Origin of the sequence: Kineobactrum salinum, from assembly GCF_010669285.1 — a bacterium.
In the GTDB taxonomy this organism is placed as follows: Bacteria; Pseudomonadota; Gammaproteobacteria; order Pseudomonadales; family Halieaceae; genus Kineobactrum; species Kineobactrum salinum.
On the sequence record NZ_CP048711.1, the window covers coordinates 4,177,419 to 4,195,745 of the forward strand.

Here is an 18,327-nt window from a genome sequence, read left to right on the forward strand (position 1 = left end):
GCATGGTCAATGCTGTCAATTATCCGTGATCGTGGGCCGTACCAGCCATTCCTTGCCCTTGAGCATGGCCTTCCAGTAAATGGGCGGCAGCATGCGTTCCTTGAGCAGCCACGCGGTGCGGCTCGGCTTTTTGCCATTGATCAACCAGGTGGGCATGCTCGGCAGGAGCTTGCCCCCGTAGCCGAATTCCGCGAGCACGATCTTGCCACGCTCGACGGTAAGTGGGCAGGAGCCGTAGCCGTTGTAATGTGCGACCCCGGATGAGCGGCGTCCTTCGGACGCGGCGCGGTCAGCCAGTATATTGTTGGCTACCACCGGTGCCTGCATGCGCGCCGCTGCCGCTGTCTTGGCATTGGGTGCATTCATCACGTCACCCAGCGACCAGATATTGTCGTATGTTTTGTGGCGCAGTGTGTTCTGGTCGACATCGACCCAGCCGGCGCTGTCGGCCAGCGGGCTGACGCGAATGAAGTCGGGGGCGGTCTGCGGCGGGCACACATGAATCATGTCGAAGGTCCGCGCAACGCGCTGCACCTGTGCATCGGCGTCCGTGGTTTCGAACCAGGCGGTTTTGCTGTCGCCGTCGATTTTTACCAGGTTGTGCCCGAAATTCAGCTTCGCCTGATACTTTTCCACGTACTTCATTAGTGCGGGTACATAATCCGCCACCCCGAACAGCACGGCTCCGGCGTTGTAGAACTCGACGTCGATGGCCAGGCGCCGTTGCCGGAGCCAGTGATCCGAGGACAGATACAGGGCTTTCTGCGGCGCGCCGGCGCACTTGATGGGCATGGGCGGCTGGGTAAACAGCGCCCGGCCTTGCTGCAGGTTCTGCACCAGCTGCCAGGTGTAGGGTGCCAGGTCGAAGCGGTAATTGGAGCTTACCCCATTGCGTCCCAGCGTTTCCGGCAGGCCTTCGATGGCATCCCAGTCAAGCTTGATACCGGCGGCTACCACCAGGCGCTTGTAGCGAACCATGCGGCAGCCTTCCAGGATGACGGTGTTGCGTTCGGGATCAAATGCCGCCACCGCCGCCTTCACCCATTCCACGCCCCTGGGGATCAGCGATGCCATGGTTTTTGCAGTGTGCTCCGGGCGGAATATGCCGGCCCCGACAAAGGTCCAGCCGGGTTGATAATAGTGTACGTCGGCAGGGTCTATTATGGCGATCGACAGGTCTCCGGTACGCTTGAGCAGACTGGAGGCAGTTGCGATACCTGCGGCACCGCCACCGACGATGACCACGTCGTACTGCGCCAGTGCGTGACCGCTGTCGTCGCCGGCTATTCGCGCAGTGACACCGCTCATGTCATAGCCTGCAGCCTTGGCTGCGCTGATGATTTTGGTCAATGGCTGTTTGCGCTTCCCCTGTACCAGCGCCCACAATGTGGTGGAGCGCATGCCGCTGCGGCAGTAGGCGTGAACCGGGCCGGGCAGTTCGTCCAGAAGTTTGCCGAAAGCGGCGGCATCCTCGTCGCTGACCTTGCCGGAGGTGACGGGCAGATAGCGCGCCGCGATACCATGCTTCTCCGCCTCGCGGGCGATCTCGGCGAAATTGACCTGATCCGCGCCCTCGCCATCCGGCCGGTTGCAGACGAGGGCGCGTACGCCGAGTCGTGCCAGTTCCGCCAGATCCAGTAGCGACAACTGGGCGGATACTGTCAGGTTTTGATCCAGGCTCTTGATCTCCATGGGCACTCCAGAAACTTGGTCTTGATGATGAACGGGCGTTTACAACACGTTGAGAGGTAGTTTCAGATAGACAACGCCATTGCTGTCCTCCGGTGGGAGATGTCCGGCGCGCATATTCACTTGCAGGGAAGGGAGAATCAGACGCGGCATGTCGAGGGTGGCGTCACGTGTCTCGCGCATCTGCACGAACTGCTCTTCGCTGATACCGGCGTGCACGTGAATGTTTGATTTTCTCTGCGCCCCGACAGTCGTTTCGAATTCAACCTCGCGGCCATCCGGCATGTAGTCATGACACATAAACAGCCGAACCTCATCGGGCAGCGACAACACCCGCTGGATCGACTGGTAGAGGGTGCGTGCGTCGCCGCCGGGAAAATCGGCACGGGCGGTACCGCCATCCGGCATGAACAGGGTATCGCCCACGAAGGCAGCATCACCCATGACGTGAACCATGCAGGCCGGCGTGTGGCCGGGAGTATGTATGGTGTGGCAGACCATATTGCCGATCCGGTATTCATCGCCGTCGTTGAACAGGCGGTCGAACTGGGAACCGTCGCGGGCGAATTCCGTGCCGGCGTTGAAGATCTTGCCGAAGGTCTCCTGCACCACAGTGATGTTGGCGCCGATACCGATTTTACCGCCCAGCTGCTCCTGAATGTAGGGCGCCGCAGACAGGTGGTCGGCATGGACATGGGTTTCGATGATCCACTGGAGTTCCAGGGCCTGTTGACGGATATAGTCGATGATTTCGTCTGCTCCGGCGAGATTCAGCCGGCCCGCCGCATAGTCGATGTCCATCACCGAATCAACCACCGCACAGGCGTTTGAAGCCGGATCCCTGACAACGTAGGAAAAGGTATTGGTGGGCTCATCGAAAAAGGCCACTACCTCGGGCCTGTGTGAAAAATCCACCGTGAAAGATACCGGATTGACCATGATCTGACTCCTCAGGCGCCCGCTCGACGTTGTTCAAACGACAGGTGCGCTCCCTTGCTGTAAATGACGCAATACACCTAGACGGTTTAAAAGCGATAGCTCATCAGTGGTACTGCATGGTCTGTGCCAGATATTAAAAACCGCGAGATGTATTCTTAAGTTGTTGTTTATTCAGTAGAAAATTAACGTCTCGCAGTGTTGCTGAAATAAACCGGTGGCTTTTCCGGAGATGCGTTGTCAAACTTGGCAGGGAAATTGACAAAAACGGCAGAATGTTATGCAGCTTATCGCCCGCGATACCGACAATGATGCCGCCATCATGCTGGACGGCTTCGATCATCCGGCGATTCTGGTATCTGCCGACTACCGGATACTGGCGACCAATGAACCCTACCGGGAAACCTTTGGCGCGATTGAGGGCTACGACGAAGCCCACTGCTACCAGGTCTCCCACGGCTACCAGGTGCCCTGTGACCAGGCGGGGGAAAGTTGCCCGCTGGCGGCCTGCAAGAACTCCGGGCGGAAGGAGAGGGTGCTGCACATTCACCAGACACCGCGGGGCAGCGAGCACGTGGATGTGGAAATGCTGCCGATCCATGCAAGCAATGGCGAGCTGAAATATTTCGTGGAAATACTGAAGCCGGTCACCATAGCCAGTGCCGAATTCAGTACCCGGCAGATGGTGGGACGCAGTGCGGCATTCAATGCCATGGTGGACCTGGTCAATCTGGTGGCGCCGCGCGATACGTCGGTGTTGCTGCTCGGGGAATCGGGCACCGGCAAGGAGCTTGCCGCCAAAGCCATCCACGACACCAGTTCGCGACGCCACCGCCAGATGATCACCATAGAGTGCGCGGGTCTGACCGAAACCCTGTTCGAAAGTGAGCTCTTCGGTCATGCCAAGGGAGCATTCACCGGCGCCATCAGCAGCAAGCCCGGTCTGCTGGAAACAGCGGAGGGCGGTACCCTTTTCCTCGATGAAATCGGCGATGTGTCACTGGGAATGCAGGTCAAGTTGCTGCGCCTGCTGGAAACCGGTACCTACCGGGCGGTGGGGAGCACCGAACTGAAGCGGGCAGATTTCCGCCTGGTGAGTGCGACGCACAAGAACCTGCAGGATCTGGTGTCCAGGGGTGAGTTTCGCGAAGATCTCTACTATCGCATCAATGTCTTCCCCATCACGTTGCCGGCCCTGCGCGACCGGCGAGGGGATATCCCGCTGATTGCCAGGTCAATATTGGGCAAGCTGGGGGAGGAGGGGCGCTATCGATTGACCGATTCGGTCGTGAAACGGCTGCAGCAACACGCTTTTCCGGGCAATATCCGCGAATTGCGCAATTTGCTTGAGCGGGCGACCATATTCGCGCATTCCAACATCATCGACTTGAACATACTGGAACGTTGCCTCGATGTGATGCCGGCGAATATTGCTCCTGCCGTCGAAGCTGAGATGGACTGGTGTGATCTGAAGACCCGGGAGCGCCGTTATCTGGAGGCCTTGCTGCGGCACTGTGATGGCGACAAGGCCCGGGCTGCCGATATTGCCGGAATCAGTGTTCGTTCCCTGTATCGCAGGTTGGAGCTTTGATCCTGCAGTCCCGCTGCCAGATTGCAGCAGCGAGCTGCTTCGCCGTATCCCCGCTAGGTCAGGACCACGACCACGACACGCCGGTTCATGGCACGTCCCTCGGTGGTGTCGTTGGACGCTGCCGGTTCGTCTTCGCCATAGGAAATTGTCGCCATGCGGTCCAGCGCCACACCCTGGGTATGCAGGTAGCGCCGAACAGCTTCCGCCCGCTGCAAACCAAGTTGCTGATTGTACGCTGCCGGGCCGGTGGAATCCGTATGTCCCTGGATTTCCAGATAGACGTTCCGGTTGTCGGCCTTGAGGTCGCTGGCCAACTCGGTCAGTCGCGCCTGCATGGTGCTGGACAAGGCTGAATTGTTGCTGTCAAAGGTAAAACCATCATCAGCGAACACGACACTGTACAGGAATTTTCCCTGGGCGAGCCTGCCCGCGTCTGTCGCCCGTTCCAGCGCCTGGGAACTGGTGGACGTCAGCTCTTCGATCCTGCTCTCTTGAACATCCTGGCGCGCCTCCAGTCTGGCCAGCCTTTCATCGACGTAGCTTCGAGTTGCACAGCCCGACACGAAAACTGCGACGACTACCAGCAATAGTGCTTTGCCCGGATGCATACGAACTCCTGTTTGCCAGATACCAATGCTTCGACTTCGCGGCGTTGATTGGCAACGCATTTGTGCAGCAATTTTGAAATATTTCCAGCTTAGCTCCATGATGGAAGATGTCAATGCAAGTGTCCCGCAGGACAGTAATTCCCGCTGCTTACGCTATTGCAGCAGAACAAGAGTGTATTTTTGGGGCGATAGTGCATAGTATCCCGGCCACTATTCAAGTGGGAGCAGAGTATGAAGTACTGGCTGTTTTTGGGAGTGGCGATTGTTGCGGAGGTCATCGCGACCTCGGCCCTGAAAGCCTCGGATGGTTTCTCCAGACCACTGCCTTCGCTCATCGTGGCGGTGGGCTACCTGGCGGCCTTTTATTTCCTCTCGCTGACGCTGAAGGTCATTCCGGTCGGGATTGCGTATGCCATATGGGCGGGCCTCGGGATTATATTGATCGCCGTGGCGTCGTGGATAATATACGGACAGAAGCTCGATCTTCCTGCAGTGCTGGGAATGAGCCTGATCATTGCCGGTGTAATGGTCATGAATCTGTTCTCGAAGACGGGAGCCTAACAAAAAAACCCCTGGACATTGCTGTCCAGGGGCGAGGTCTGCGTCACCTATCAGGGATGGGGGAGTGATTCGGTGACGCGGGAATAACTATAACGCTGATGGTGCGGTGTATCTGTGCGGTAGCCGACAGAGTTCACCGGTATTTGCGGGCTGTCGCAAGCAGCACTCTTGCCACCCTGTTTACCCGGGATCAGCTCAGGATCCCTGGCAGATCCAGGGCGTGTTCGCGGGCGCAGTCCAGCGCGGCTTCGTAGCCTGCGTCGGCATGGCGCATCACGCCGCTCGCCGGGTCGTTCCACAGTACCCGCTCAATGCGGCGGGCCGCGGCCGGGCTGCCGTCGCAGCAGATCACCATGCCGGCGTGCTGGCTGAAGCCCATGCCGACACCACCGCCGTGGTGCAGGCTGACCCAGGTGGCGCCAGAGGCACAATTGAGCAACGCATTCAGCATCGGCCAGTCGCTGACCGCGTCGGAGCCGTCGCGCATGCCCTCCGTCTCGCGGTTGGGACTGGCCACGGAGCCGCTGTCGAGATGGTCGCGGCCGATCACAACCGGCGCCTTCAGTTCACCGCTGGCGACCATCTCGTTGAAGGCCAGCCCCAGCCGGTGGCGGTCACCCAGGCCCACCCAGCAGATGCGGGCCGGCAGGCCCTGGAAGTTGATGCGCTCCCGGGCCATGTCCAGCCAGTGGTGCAGGTGCGGGTCATCGGGAATCAGTTCGCGCACTTTTTGGTCGGTGCGGTAGATGTCCTCCGGGTCGCCGGACAGCGCGCACCAGCGGAACGGCCCGATGCCGCGGCAGAACAGCGGCCGGATATAGGCGGGCACGAAGCCGGGGAAGGCGAAGGCGTTTTCCAGGCCTTCCTCCAGTGCCACCTGGCGGATATTGTTGCCGTAGTCGACAGTTGGTATCCCTGCCTTCCAGAACCCCAGCATGGCTGCAACCTGGCGTTTGATGCTGGCGCGGGCGGCGCGCTCCACTTCCTTGGGGTCACTGTGCTGCAGCTCGCGCCACTGCTCCAGGCTCCAACCGCGCGGCAGGTAGCCGTGGACCGGGTCGTGGGCGCTGGTCTGGTCGGTGACGAGATCCGGTTTGATACTGCGCTCCAGCAGGTCCGGAAACAGCTCGGCAGCATTGCCGATCAGGGCGACGGACCTGGCGTCGCCGGCCGCGGTCCAGCGGGTGATCATCTCCAGTGCCTGGTCCAGGGAAGTGGTCACTTCGTCGACGTAGCCGGTGCGGCGGCGGAATTCGGCGCGCCCGGGGTCGCACTCCACCGCCAGGCAGCAGGCCCCGGCCATCGCCGCCGCCAGCGGCTGGGCGCCGCCCATGCCGCCGAGGCCGGCGGTGAGAATCCAGCGCCCGCTGAGCACACCGCCGTAGTGCTGGCGACCGGCTTCGACGAAGGTCTCGTAGGTGCCCTGGACGATGCCCTGGGAGCCGATATAGATCCAGGAGCCGGCAGTCATCTGCCCGAACATCATCAGGCCCTTGCGATCCAGTTCATTGAAGGTGTCCCAGTTGGCCCAGTGGGGCACCAGGTTGGAGTTGGCGATCAGTACCCGGGGTGCGTCGGCATGGGTGCGGAATACGCCCACAGGCTTGCCTGACTGTACCAGCAGGGTCTGGTCATCCTCCAGCGCACGCAGGCTGGCGACGATCTGGTCGAAATCCTTCCAACTGCGCGCCGCCCGGCCCATGCCGCCGTAGACCACCAGCTCATGGGGGTTTTCCGCCACGTCGGGGTGCAGGTTGTTCATCAGCATCCGCAGCGGCGCCTCGGTGAGCCAGCTTTTGGCGCTGATTTCAGGGCCGGTGGCGGGATAGATGTCGCGAGCCTCGAAACGGGATTGGGGCATGGTTGTCTCCTCGAAGTACATCCGGCGCGGTGGCTGCCGCCGTGTTGTTGGGTTATTCCGGATTTGCGGCCAGCTGCGGCGCCAGCGCGGCGAGGCCGGCCAGCGCCCGGGCCAGCAGTTCGCGCAGCGGCTCGGCCAGCTGTTCGTCGTAGTGCCAGGGCGGTGCCTCGGTGCGCAGATAGCAGCGCTGCGTGATCTCCAGCTGAATCGCGTGCACGCCCCGCCGGGGCTGGCCGTAGTGGCGCGTGGCCCAGCCACCCTTGAAGCGGGCGTTGACCGCGACACTGTAGCGGCGCTGTTCCTGCAGGGTCTCCACCAGCTGCAACTCCAGGGCTGGGGCACAGCTGCGGCCGCTGTTGCTGCCGACGTTCAGGTCCGGCAACTGACCCTCGAACAGCAGCGGTGCCCGCGAGCGGATGGAGTGGCACTCGTACAGCAGCGCTACCCCGTGCAGTGCGCGAACCCGCTCCAGTTCGGCCGCCAGCGCGGCATGGTAGGGCCGGTGCCAGGCTTCCAGACGGGCCGCGATATCCTCCTCCGACGGCGCCTGTGACCAGATTGCTGCGCCGTCGAAGTCGGTGGTCGGTACCAGCGCTGTGGTGCTCTGGCCAGGATAGAGACTGCTGCCGGAGGGATCGCGGTTGGCATCGATCAGATAGCGGTGGAAGTTCGCCCGCACCACGGTGGCGTCCGGCAGCAGGCCGTCGTAGAGCCGGTCAACATGCCAGTCGGTATCCGCCAGCGCTCGTCCGTGGGTATTCAACTGCGCCAGCACCGGTTCCGGCAGCCAGGTGCCGGCATGGGGTATGCCCAGTACCACCGGGCCGTTGCCGCGGTGGACAGCATAGGGACTCACAGCGGCAACTCCTGCACGCCCGCCAGCGGCAACAGTGTGCCCGCACGGATCAACGCGGTGGCGGCCTCTATATCCGGCGCCATGTAGCGGTCCTCATGCAGGCGGGGTACCTCATCCCGCAGGCGCTGGATTGCCGCCTGCAGCGCGGCACTGGTCTGCAGCGGTGCGCGAAACTCTATGCCCTGGGCCGCGGTCAGTAGTTCCACGCCGAGGATGCAGTGCAGGTTGGCCACCATCCGTCCCAGCCGGCGGGCGCCATGGGCGGCCATGCTGACATGGTCCTCCTGGTTGGCGGAGGTCGGGGTGGAGTCGGTGGAGCAGGGGTTGGCCAGGTGCTTGTTCTCGCTCATCAGCGCGGCGGTGGTCACCTCGGCAATCATGAAGCCGGAGTTCAGGCCCGGCTCCGGGGTCAGGAACGGAGGCAGGTCATGAGACAGAGTGGGGTCCACCATCAGTGCTACCCGGCGCTGGGCAATGGCGCCGATCTCGGCCACGGCCAGTGCGATGATGTCGGCCGCGAAGGCTACCGGTTCGGCGTGGAAGTTGCCGCCGGACACAATCTCGCCAGTGTCGGCCAGCACCAACGGGTTGTCGGTAACCGCATTGGCTTCGATTTCCAGGCTGCGGCCGGCACTGCCCAGCAGGTCCAGTGCTGCGCCCGCCACCTGGGGCTGGCAGCGGATGCAGTAGGGGTCCTGGACGCGGGCGTCGTGGTCGCGGTGGCTCTCGCGGATGGCCGAGCCCTCCAGCAGGGTACGCATCGCCGCGGCCACCGCAATCTGTCCGGGCTGGCCGCGCAGCGCGTGAATCTGCGGCAGCAGCGGGGTAGTGGAGCCCATGATGGCGTCGGTGGACAGTGCCGCAGTCAGCAGGCAATTATGCAGCCCGCAGCGGGCGCCGAATAATCCCGTCAGTGCCAGCGCGGTGGAAAACTGGGTGCCATTGATCAGCGCCAGCCCTTCCTTCGGACCCAATACCAGCGGCGCCAGGCCCGCGGCGGCCAGCGCCTCGGCCGCAGGCAGGCGTTGGCCGCCGAATTCGGCTTCGCCGGCGCCCAACATCGCCGCGCCCATATGGGCCAGTGGCGCCAGGTCGCCCGAGGCGCCCACCGAGCCCTGCACGGGTATCACCGGGGTGACGTCCCGCGCCAGCATGTCTTCCAGCAACTGGATCAGCTGCCAGCGTACCCCGGAGGCTCCGCGCCCCAGGGACAGCAGTTTCAGCACCATCATCAAGCGGGTGCTGGCACGGTCCAGCTGCTCGCCGACGCCGCAGCAGTGGCTCAGGATCAGGTTGCGCTGCAAGGTCGTGGTATCAGCCGCCGGAATGCGCATGGATGCGAGCTTGCCAAAGCCGGTATTGACCCCGTAGACCGCAGCCTCGCCGTCCGCTGCTGCGGCCACGGCAGCGGCAGCGGCGTCCACGGCCGTGCGGCTGGCCGGATCCAGCCGTACGCTGCAGTTGCCGCGCCAGAAGGCTTCCAGCTGGGCCAGCGTGGTGGCGCCGGGCGTCAAAGTGAGTGTCGGTGTCGGCATCACGGCTTTCCTGCAAAAATACGTTGATACAGCGGGTTTATGCCAATGCGGTAGGCCAGCTCCGCCGGACTGGCGACATCCCAGACCGCGAGATCGGCGCGCAGCCCCGGTGCGATAGTGCCGCAATCGTGCAGGCCCAGGGCCCGGGCCGCGTGGACAGTGACCCCGGCCAGCGCCTCCTCGGGGGTCAGCCGGAACAGGGTGCAGGCCATGTTCATCGCCAGCAGCAGCGAGCTCAGCGGCGAGGAGCCGGGGTTGCAGTCGGTAGCCACCGCCATCGCCACCCCGTGCCGGCGCAGCGCGTCCAGCGGTGGCAGGTGGGTATCGCGCAGCGTGTAAAAGGCGCCCGGCAGCAGTACCGCGACGGTATTGCTGGCGGCGAGGGCGGCGGCGTCGGCCTCGTCGGCGTATTCCACATGGTCGGCAGACAGTGCGGCGTAGCGCGCCGCCAGCCGGGTGCCACCGAGGTTGGAGAGCTGGTCCGCATGTAATTTGACCGGCAGCCCCAGCTGCCGGGCGCAGTCGAATACCCGTGCCATCTGCTCGCTGGAGAAGGCGATATCAGCGCAGAAACCATCCACCGCATCGACCAGACCCTGTTCATGGGCGGCCTGCAGCGTGGGCAGGCAGACCTGCTCCAGATACGCATCCGCCCGACCGGCGAACTCCGGCGGCAGTGCATGGGCGCCGAGGAAGCTGGTCCGGACCCGCACGCGTCGCTCCTGTGCAATGCGCCGGGCGACCCGCAGCATGGTCAGTTCGGTGTCCCGGTCCAGGCCATAGCCGGATTTGATTTCGATCAGCGCGGCACCCTCGGCCAGCAGCGCGTCCACCCGGGTCAGGGCGGCGGCCAGCAGTTCCTCTTCGCTGGCGGCGCGGGTGGCGGCCACCGTGGCCGCGATGCCGCCGCCGGCGCGGGCGATGTCCTGGTAGCTGGCGCCCTGCAGGCGCAGCTCGAATTCGGCTGCGCGGTTGCCGCCGTGGACGATATGGGTATGGCAGTCGATCAGGGCGGGGGTGATCAGGCGGCCGCCCAGGTCCTGCTCGGGCCAGTCGGCCAGGGCCGGTGGCCGGGCGTTGCGGGGCGGCAGGGAATGGATCAGGCCGTCGCGGATGGCGAGATCGCGGTCGGTCACTGCGCCGTAGGGTTCGCCGCCGGGGATCATGGTGGCGAGCCGTGCATTTGTGAGGATGATGCCGGTCATGTTTTGCTTGCGTTCATTACTGACCCAATCTTCGCAGAGTATTTGGCTGTGGGTGCGGGGCGGCACTTCGACCGCCGAGCCATCACCCGGGGTGCGGCGTTCAAGACACGCCGTGAACCCGTCCATGGGGGCTCGGATGCGACATCCATGTCGCATACGGTCTTGAACGCCGCACCCCGGGTGATGTCTCTCCCTTTGCCCTTTGCCCTTTGCCCTTTGCCCTTTGCCCCTTGGAACTGACGCCTGGAGTCGATCCTTGAGTGTCCAATGACTTGCGCCAGGCCGATAATTTTATAATATGTCTATACATATTAAATCTGTCAAGGTGGGATTCGGGATGACAATCCTGTGGGCGAAGCAGGCGCTGACCGCGGAGGGGTGGCAGTCGGACGTGAGGGTGGAGATAGCGCCCGATGGCCGCATTGCTGCGGTTTCAGGTGGCGCGGCCCGCTGTGGATTGCAGCTGGCGACGCTGTTGCCGGCGCCGGTCAATTTGCACAGCCACGGTTTCCAGCGGGCGCTGGCCGGCCTTGCCGAGGGGCGGGGGCCGACGACGGGGGATAGTTTCTGGACCTGGCGCCAGTTGATGTACCGCTTCCTGGAACGGCTGACGCCGGAGGCCGTGGAGGCGATTACCGCCTTTGCCCAGCTGGAGATGCTGGAGGCGGGCTTTGCCGCGGTGGCGGAATTCCACTATTTGCATCACCAGGCCGATGGCAGCGGCTATCGGCAGCCGGCGGCAATGGCGCGCAGGGTGGTGGCTGCGGCGCAATCCAGTGGCATCGGGCTGACCCTGTTGCCGGTGCTGTACCAGTACGGTGGTTGTGACCGGCGTCCGCTGGGACCGGGGCAGGCTCGTTTCGGCAACAGCCTGGAGGGCTTTGCCCGGCTGCACGAGGATGCGGCGCTGGCGCTGCGGGCTCTGCCCGCCGACGCCCGCCTGGGGCTGGCGCCTCATTCCCTGCGTGCGGTCGACCCGGAGGGTCTGGCCGAGGTCCTGACCCTGGCTGGCGACGGGCCCGTTCATATCCATGTGGCGGAACAGGCTGCGGAGGTGGCGGACGTGCAGGCAGCGTTGGGCGCGCGTCCGGTGGAATGGCTGCTGGCCAATGCCGGGGTGGGGCCGCGCTGGTGTCTGGTGCACTGCACTCATATGCTGCCGCAGGAAACCGTGGCGCTGGCCCGTTCCGGCGCGGTGGCGGGTGTTTGCCCGATCACCGAGGCCAACCTGGGGGACGGCATTTTTGACGCTGTCCGCTACCTGGAAGCGGGGGGGCAGCTCGGTGTCGGGTCCGACTCCAATGTGCGCATTTCACTGTTGGAGGAATTGCGCCTGCTGGAGTACTCCCAACGCCTGCGGGATGGGTCCCGGGCCGCACTGGCCACGGCGCAGCTGTCCACCGGACGGCGTCTGTTCGGGCTGGTGTGCCGCGGTGGCGCGCTGGCGGCGGGCCGCGACAGTGGCGAGATTGCGGTGGGCAAGTGGGCGGATCTGCTGGCGCTGCGCGAGGATACCCCGGACCAGCTGATCGCTCGCGGCGATACCTGCCTGGACAGCCTGGTCTTCACCGGGGACAATCGCTCGATTTGCGATGTCTGGTCGGCGGGCCGCCACCTGGTCAGGGACGGGCGCCACTGCCGGCGCGACGCGATCCTGCGTGCCTATGCTGGCACGCTGCGCCAGTTGAAGGAGTCTCTGTGAGCGCTTGTCCGCCCCGCACCTGGCAATCGGTCAGGGATGAAGTACTGGCGCGGATCCACCGCCGGGAATGGGCTCCGGGTGCGCTGATTCCTGGAGAGGCGGCGCTGGCGCGGGAATTTGGCTGTGCCCGCGCCACCGTGAACCGGGCCCTGCAGGCGCTGGCGGAAAGCGGCCTGTTGGAGCGCCGCCGCCGGGCGGGGACCCGGGTGACGGCACTGCCCGTACGCAGGGCGACCCTGGAAATTCCGGTTATCCGCCGGGAAATCGAAGCCACTGGCGCCCGCTATTCCCTCCGGCTGCTGGAAAACACCAGCGCGCTGGCGCCCACGGCGCTGCGCGAGCAGTTGGGACTGCCCGCCGGGACGAAGATGCAGCACCTGCGCACGCTGCACCTGGCGGACGGTTGCCCCCACGTCTATGAAGATCGCTGGCTGAATCCGGAGCGACTGCCGGCATTGACGGAGGTGGATCTTCGGCAGCTCAGCATCAACGAGTGGTTGGTGGAGAATGTCCCCTTTACCCGCGGCGATTTCAGTTTTGCCGCTTGCAGTGCCAGCGCTGATGTCGCGGCTTTGCTGGACTGTGCGCCGGCCACCGCGCTGTTGCTGGTGCAGCGTAGCACCTGGCAGCACGACGCGGTGATAACCGCGGTGCAATTGTACTACCGACCGGGTTACTGCATCCGTACGCAGCTCTAGACTTGGCTGGCCGAAAGCGCCTTTCTGCAGATCATATCAAGACCGTCAGCCTTCTGTGTCCATGCCGATACAAGGGGGCAGACCAAATGTCATAAGCCTGTCATATGGCCTCACTACACTGCTCAGTCCGGACGGGCGGGACGCAGTGCTTCCTTGCCCGGTGACGGGTATGGGGGCAAGCATGGGGAGAGGAATGTGCCTGTTGCACAGCAACTGGAGGGCGCCGGCGCACTGGCGGCACCAATGGACAACGCGGTAATGGCAGCGGAACTGGACGGCATTATCGCCAGACGTGAAGTCAGTGTCATTTTCCAGCCCATCGCTGATATCAGAGGGCGGGGTATTCTCGGCTATGAGGCCCTTAGCAGGGGGCCCTCCGACAGTTGCCTGCACAGTCCCGCAAGCCTGTTCGACACGGCTTTCCGTGCGGGCCGGCTGTTCGAACTGGAACTGCTGTGTCGGGAGATCGCGCTGTCGCGGTTTCAGCAACTGACGCTGCCCGGCAAACTGTTTCTGAATGTCACGCCGATGAGCCTGTTTCAGCCCGGGATGCGCTCTGGTTGCACCGGGGCCATGCTGGGGGACGTCGGGCTGCTGCCCGAGAAGGTAGTGATCGAACTGACCGAGCAGCATCCACTGGGTGATTACGCGAGCATGCGCCAGGCTGTCCAGCACTATCGTTCGCTGGGCTTCGAGATAGCAATCGACGACCTGGGTGGCGGCTATGCGGGGTTGCGCATGTGGTCCGAGCTGCGCCCGGAATATGTCAAGATCGACAAGCATTTTGTGCAGGGTATCAATGAGGACGCGGTAAAGCAGGAATTCGTCCGCTCGATAATCGATATTGCGCGGGGCCTGGACTGCCGCATCATTGCCGAGGGCATAGAAACGCAAGAGGAGTTCCACTGCGTCAGCCGCATGGGTATTGTGCTGGGACAGGGCTATTATTTTGTCCGTCCGCGGCCGCTGCCCCCCGTGACGCTGCCTCCGGCGCTGTTTTCGCATACCGCCCGCGGCGGCCCCGCCGGAGCGGGGATCCGCCTCACCGAATCGGTGGCATCACTGCTGCGCGACGCCCCCTCGCTGGGCCCTGAAACCAGGCTGCAGGATGTGGTCGACTTGTTTTCCAGCTCGCCCGCGGTGCTGTCGATGCCGATAGTCGATGCCGGCGGATTGCCCCTGGGTATGGTGCGCCGCTACCGGATCCTGGACCTCTACGCCACCAACTATGGGCGCGCTCTGCACGGCAAGAAACCGGTAGTTCAGTTCATGGATCGCCAGCCACTGATGGTTGAGCGGGACATGAGTGTGGAACAGGTGAGCCAGTTGGTGACAGACAATATGCAGTTGCGGATGGAAGAGGAGTTCATCATTACCGACAAGGGGGCGTTCGCCGGTTTGGGCAGGGTGGTCGATCTGCTGCGCAAGATCACAGAACTGCAGGTACGCAATGCCCGTTACGCCAATCCCCTCACCCTGTTACCCGGCAATGTGCCGATCTACGAGGCGCTGGAAAAGCAGCTGGCGGCGGGGGGTGATTTTGTTGTCGCCTACTGCGACCTGGATAACTTCAAGCCCTTCAATGATGTGTACGGATATGGAAAGGGCGATCAGGTAATTCAGAAGCTGGCGGAAATTCTGGCAGGGGAGGTTGATCGGGAGCTGGATTTTGTCGGTCATGTCGGGGGTGATGACTTCATTCTTGTCATGACCAGCCCGGATTGGCGACAGCGCTGTGAGCGGATTCTTGACGAATTCCGGCGGGGAGTGGGTTACTTCTACTGCGAGCGGGACCAGCAACAAGGCGGGATCTGGGGCAAGGACCGGTCGGGGCAAGCCTCCTTCCATGCCCTGCTCAGTCTGTCGATCGGGGTGGTCGCGCCGCTGCCCGGGGCCTGCAGGTCCCACCACGAGGTCGCAGCGATGGCCAGTGAAGCCAAATGCCAGGCCAAGCTGCAATCCGGCAACAGTCTGTTTGTCGACCGCCGATTGCAGCCCAGCCGCCTGAGTGAAGGGTTGCCGCCGGCTGCAACTGTTTGCTGAGCTTCCGGCGCTCCCCCCGCTCTCGGCTCTCCGCCCGCCTCCTGCCTCTCCCGCCGCTACTCCAGCCCCCTACCAGTTACCAATTGCCTGCCCGGGCGATGGTGTTATTCTTGCAAGTGATTGGATACACTCTCGCAGCTGGTAAATGGGAGCATGAGAGGAACCATGGCAGAATTGACACACCTGGATGCAGCCGGGACTGCACGGATGGTGGATGTAGGCGACAAGGCAGTGAGCCAGCGCGAGGCGGTGGCCACGGCGCTGGTCGTGATGCAGCCGGAAACGTTCCGGCTGCTGCAGCAAGGTGCCCATGCCAAGGGCGATGTGCTGACGGTGGCGCGTATCGCCGGCATTCAGGCGGCCAAGAAATGTGGCGATCTGATCCCCCTGTGTCACTCGCTGATGTTGAGCAGTGTGGCGGTGGATTTTGAGCTTGATCCCGAGGCCAGCTGTGTGCGAATCCGGGCAGTGTGCCGGGTGATGAGCCAGACCGGGGTAGAGATGGAGGCGCTGACAGCGGCGTCGGTGGCGGCATTGACAATTTATGATATGTGCAAGGCGGTGGACCGCGGGATGGTGATCACTGATATCGCCCTGCAGCAGAAGCAGGGTGGCAAGTCCGGCCACTGGCAGCGTGGGAGCGAGTGATGTTGACACTGCAGTTGCGGTTCTTCGCCCGGGTTCGGGAAGAGCTGGATTGTGCCGCGCTGGAACTCCCCTGGCAAGCTGAGCTGGCGACCCTGGATGAATTGCAGCACGCGCTGGCGCAGCGCGGTGAAGCCTGGCGCAGGGTGCTGGCGCAGGACAATCTGATCCGGGCCGTCAACCATACGGTGGCCGACGGCGACACGGCATTGCAACCGGGTGACGAGATTGCCTTCTATCCGCCGGTCACCGGAGGCTGAGGCAATGACCGGGGCGCGTTTGCAGGCAGCCGTCCAGGCAGAACCTTTTGTGGCAGAGGCGTTACAGGCGGCGCTGCTGGAACCGGCGGCTGGCGCCGTGGTGACATTCACCGGCTATGTGCGCGCGGCCAGCGACGGCGCCGCAGTGACCGCGCTGGAACTGGAACATTACCCGGGCATGACCGAGCGCAGCCTGCTGTCCATCCTGCAGCAGGCCAGTTCGCGCTGGCCGTTGCTGGCGGCGACCGTGGTACACCGGGTGGGCTGGCTGCCGCTGGGTGAGCCCATTGTCTGGGTCGGCAGTTGTGCCAGCCATCGCGGTGACGCCTTTGCCGCCTGCGAATTTGTAATGGACTATCTCAAGACCGACGCACCGTTCTGGAAAAAGGAGCACGGCCCGGACGGTGCCCGCTGGGTCGAGTCCCGGGCGACGGACGCGCAGCGCGCCCGGCGCTGGTGATTTACCCTGGACGGAGGAGGTGGCCACGACCGGCTTGGGGCAAACCGGGTGGAAACAGTTACGACACAAGCTATGGGGAACAAACATGGAGATAGATGGACGCGAACTGCGCAACGCCCTGGGGCAATTTACCACCGGCGTGTGTCTCATCACGGCGGTAACGGATGCTGGCGAAGCGTTGGCATTGACGGCCAATTCCTTCACTTCGGTATCGCTGGAGCCGCCGCTGGTGCTGTGGAGCCTGCAGAACAATTCGGAAGTCTTCAGTGTCTTTGCGGGGGCGAAGCAGTTCGCAATCAATGTGCTGGCGGGCAAGCAGCAGGATCTGTCCTCGCGCTACGCCCGCAAAGGCGATCACGGGCTGGAGGCCGGGGAATTCACCATCGGTGAGTATGGCGTGCCACTGGTCAACGATGCGCTGGCGAGCTTTGAATGCAGCCTCGAAGCTACCCACCCCGGTGGCGATCATGTGATTATCGTGGGCCGGGTCGAGGCGCTGCACCAGCGCTCCGAGGGTGAGCCCCTGGTGTTTTTCAGCGGTGCCTACCGGGCGCTGGCCTGAATAAGCGCAATGGCGTGGTGGCAACGGACCAGACCATGAAATTCTGTCCCAGTTGCGGCAGCGGACTCAACTACCACGTACCGGCAGGTGATGATCGCCACCGTTTCGTGTGTACCGCGTGCGAGGAGATCCACTACGTCAATCCACGGGTGATCGTCGGCTGTGTGCCGATCCATCAGGGCAGGGTACTGCTGTGCAAGCGGGCCATTGAGCCGCGCCTGGGCTACTGGACCTTGCCGGCAGGGTTCATGGAAAATGGTGAAACCAGTCTGCAGGGCGCGGCCCGCGAAACCTGGGAAGAGGCCCGTGCCAGGGTCACCGACATGCAGTTGTACCGGATCTTTGATGTACCCCACATCAGCCAGGTACACATGTTCTACCGCTGTCAGGTGCAGGATGGTGCCTACGGGGTGGGCCCCGAAAGCTCGGCTTCAGGGTTCTACGCGGAAACGGAGATTCCCTGGGACGAAATTGCGTTTCCGGTGATTCGGGAAACCCTGCAGGAATATTTTGCCGATGCCTTGAGCGGCCAGTTTCCGGTCCGGGTTTCGGTCATCGACCGCCGCCTGCGCTCCACAGCGTGATCAGTCACGGTCTGCGCTGCAGGCATGCACCTACAAGGAGAACAAGCTATGGCATTTCCCAAAACCGGTAATCTGGCGCCGGCGTTTTCCCTTCCGGACCAGGACGGCAACCAGGTCAGCCTGAAGCAATTCCGGGACCAGAAGAATGTGGTGCTGTATTTTTATCCCAAGGCGATGACACCCGGTTGCACGGTGCAGGCCTGCGGGATTCGCGACAGTAAGCGGGCGCTGGCGAAACTGGATACTGTGGTGCTGGGCGTGAGCCCCGACCCGGTGGCGCGGCTGGGCAAGTTCATCGACAAGCATGATCTCAATTTCACGCTGTTGTCCGACGAAGATCATGCAGTGGCCGAGAAATACGGGGCCTGGGGCCTGAAAAAGTTCATGGGCCGGGAGTTCATGGGCATCCTGAGGACGAGCTTCATCATCGGCAAGGACGGACGCCTCAAGTACGTGATGGGCAAAGTTGCGACCAAGAGTCATCACGACGACGTGCTGGCCCTGATCAAAGAGCTGGGGCTGTGAAATGAT

18 protein-coding genes are annotated in these 18,327 nt (G+C 63.2%); 11 read left to right on the forward strand and 7 right to left on the reverse strand.

Annotated elements, in window-relative coordinates; all coding sequences use genetic code 11:
- Positions 1 to 15: 15 nt before the first annotated feature.
- Both G3T16_RS18450 and G3T16_RS18455 read right to left on the reverse strand, forming a co-directional pair.
- Positions 16 to 1,692, reverse strand: a complete 1,677-nt coding sequence (locus tag G3T16_RS18450; protein ID WP_163496506.1) for a bifunctional protein tyrosine phosphatase family protein/NAD(P)/FAD-dependent oxidoreductase — start codon at positions 1,690 to 1,692, stop codon at positions 16 to 18.
- A gap of 39 nt (positions 1,693 to 1,731) precedes the next feature.
- Positions 1,732 to 2,628: an MBL fold metallo-hydrolase gene (locus G3T16_RS18455; protein WP_163496507.1), complete on the reverse strand. Its 897-nt coding sequence runs from the start codon at positions 2,626 to 2,628 to the stop codon at positions 1,732 to 1,734.
- A gap of 277 nt (positions 2,629 to 2,905) precedes the next feature.
- Here G3T16_RS18455 and G3T16_RS18460 point away from each other — a divergent pair, with 277 nt between their 5' ends.
- Positions 2,906 to 4,216 carry a sigma-54 interaction domain-containing protein gene (locus tag G3T16_RS18460; protein ID WP_163496508.1) on the forward strand — a complete coding sequence of 437 codons (1,311 nt, stop codon included), beginning with the start codon at positions 2,906 to 2,908 and terminating at the stop codon, positions 4,214 to 4,216.
- Positions 4,217 to 4,269: 53 nt separating this feature from the next.
- Here the strand turns inward: G3T16_RS18460 and G3T16_RS18465 are convergent, their stop codons facing one another.
- Positions 4,270 to 4,824 carry an OmpA family protein gene (locus G3T16_RS18465; protein WP_163496509.1) on the reverse strand — a complete coding sequence of 185 codons (555 nt, stop codon included), beginning with the start codon at positions 4,822 to 4,824 and terminating at the stop codon, positions 4,270 to 4,272.
- A gap of 231 nt (positions 4,825 to 5,055) precedes the next feature.
- Here G3T16_RS18465 and G3T16_RS18470 point away from each other — a divergent pair, with 231 nt between their 5' ends.
- A complete protein-coding gene (locus tag G3T16_RS18470) occupies positions 5,056 to 5,385 on the forward strand; it encodes a DMT family transporter (protein WP_163496510.1) in 330 nt (109 codons plus the stop codon).
- Positions 5,386 to 5,575: 190 nt separating this feature from the next.
- Here the strand turns inward: G3T16_RS18470 and hutU are convergent, their stop codons facing one another.
- From hutU to hutI, 4 genes are read right to left on the reverse strand one after another with little or no spacing between them, the layout of a single operon-like run.
- Positions 5,576 to 7,246: a urocanate hydratase gene (hutU, locus tag G3T16_RS18475; protein WP_163496511.1), complete on the reverse strand. Its 1,671-nt coding sequence runs from the start codon at positions 7,244 to 7,246 to the stop codon at positions 5,576 to 5,578.
- A gap of 52 nt (positions 7,247 to 7,298) precedes the next feature.
- Complete coding sequence (gene hutG / locus G3T16_RS18480) at positions 7,299 to 8,102, reverse strand: N-formylglutamate deformylase (protein WP_163496512.1); 804 nt, start codon at positions 8,100 to 8,102, stop codon at positions 7,299 to 7,301.
- Positions 8,099 to 9,637 carry a histidine ammonia-lyase gene (gene hutH, locus G3T16_RS18485; RefSeq protein ID WP_163496513.1) on the reverse strand — a complete coding sequence of 513 codons (1,539 nt, stop codon included), beginning with the start codon at positions 9,635 to 9,637 and terminating at the stop codon, positions 8,099 to 8,101. Before hutH ends, hutG begins: the two co-directional genes overlap by 4 nt.
- The gene (gene hutI, locus G3T16_RS18490) at positions 9,637 to 10,968 is read right to left on the reverse strand and encodes an imidazolonepropionase (protein WP_232059160.1); all 1,332 of its coding nucleotides are present in this window, start codon (positions 10,966 to 10,968) and stop codon (positions 9,637 to 9,639) included. Before hutI ends, hutH begins: the two co-directional genes overlap by 1 nt.
- A gap of 211 nt (positions 10,969 to 11,179) precedes the next feature.
- On the opposite strand from hutI, the gene G3T16_RS18495 reads away from it, so the two are divergent.
- The 9 genes from G3T16_RS18495 to bcp all read left to right on the forward strand — a co-directional run bounded on the left by G3T16_RS18495 (position 11,180) and on the right by bcp (position 18,321).
- Complete coding sequence (locus tag G3T16_RS18495) at positions 11,180 to 12,544, forward strand: formimidoylglutamate deiminase (protein WP_163496514.1); 1,365 nt, start codon at positions 11,180 to 11,182, stop codon at positions 12,542 to 12,544.
- Positions 12,541 to 13,242, forward strand: a complete 702-nt coding sequence (locus G3T16_RS18500; protein ID WP_163496515.1) for a GntR family transcriptional regulator — start codon at positions 12,541 to 12,543, stop codon at positions 13,240 to 13,242. The genes G3T16_RS18495 and G3T16_RS18500 overlap by 4 nt, the downstream gene beginning before the upstream one ends.
- Before the next feature lie 195 nt (positions 13,243 to 13,437).
- Positions 13,438 to 15,285 carry a GGDEF domain-containing protein gene (locus G3T16_RS18505; RefSeq protein ID WP_163496516.1) on the forward strand — a complete coding sequence of 616 codons (1,848 nt, stop codon included), beginning with the start codon at positions 13,438 to 13,440 and terminating at the stop codon, positions 15,283 to 15,285.
- A 165-nt stretch (positions 15,286 to 15,450) separates the two neighbouring features.
- Positions 15,451 to 15,933: a cyclic pyranopterin monophosphate synthase MoaC gene (gene moaC / locus G3T16_RS18510; RefSeq protein ID WP_163496517.1), complete on the forward strand. Its 483-nt coding sequence runs from the start codon at positions 15,451 to 15,453 to the stop codon at positions 15,931 to 15,933.
- Complete coding sequence (moaD, locus tag G3T16_RS18515) at positions 15,933 to 16,190, forward strand: molybdopterin converting factor subunit 1 (RefSeq protein WP_163496518.1); 258 nt, start codon at positions 15,933 to 15,935, stop codon at positions 16,188 to 16,190. Before moaC ends, moaD begins: the two co-directional genes overlap by 1 nt.
- A 4-nt stretch (positions 16,191 to 16,194) precedes the next feature.
- Positions 16,195 to 16,650 (forward strand): molybdenum cofactor biosynthesis protein MoaE, encoded by a 456-nt coding sequence (locus G3T16_RS18520; protein WP_163496519.1) that lies wholly within the window; start codon positions 16,195 to 16,197, stop codon positions 16,648 to 16,650.
- 85 nt (positions 16,651 to 16,735) lie between these two features.
- Positions 16,736 to 17,212 (forward strand): flavin reductase family protein, encoded by a 477-nt coding sequence (locus G3T16_RS18525; RefSeq protein ID WP_163496520.1) that lies wholly within the window; start codon positions 16,736 to 16,738, stop codon positions 17,210 to 17,212.
- 35 nt (positions 17,213 to 17,247) lie between these two features.
- Entirely contained in the window at positions 17,248 to 17,796 is a 549-nt protein-coding gene (locus tag G3T16_RS18530) for an NUDIX hydrolase (protein WP_163496521.1), read from the forward strand.
- A 48-nt stretch (positions 17,797 to 17,844) separates the two neighbouring features.
- Positions 17,845 to 18,321 carry a thioredoxin-dependent thiol peroxidase gene (gene bcp / locus G3T16_RS18535; RefSeq protein ID WP_163496522.1) on the forward strand — a complete coding sequence of 159 codons (477 nt, stop codon included), beginning with the start codon at positions 17,845 to 17,847 and terminating at the stop codon, positions 18,319 to 18,321.
- Positions 18,322 to 18,327: the final 6 nt, after the last annotated feature.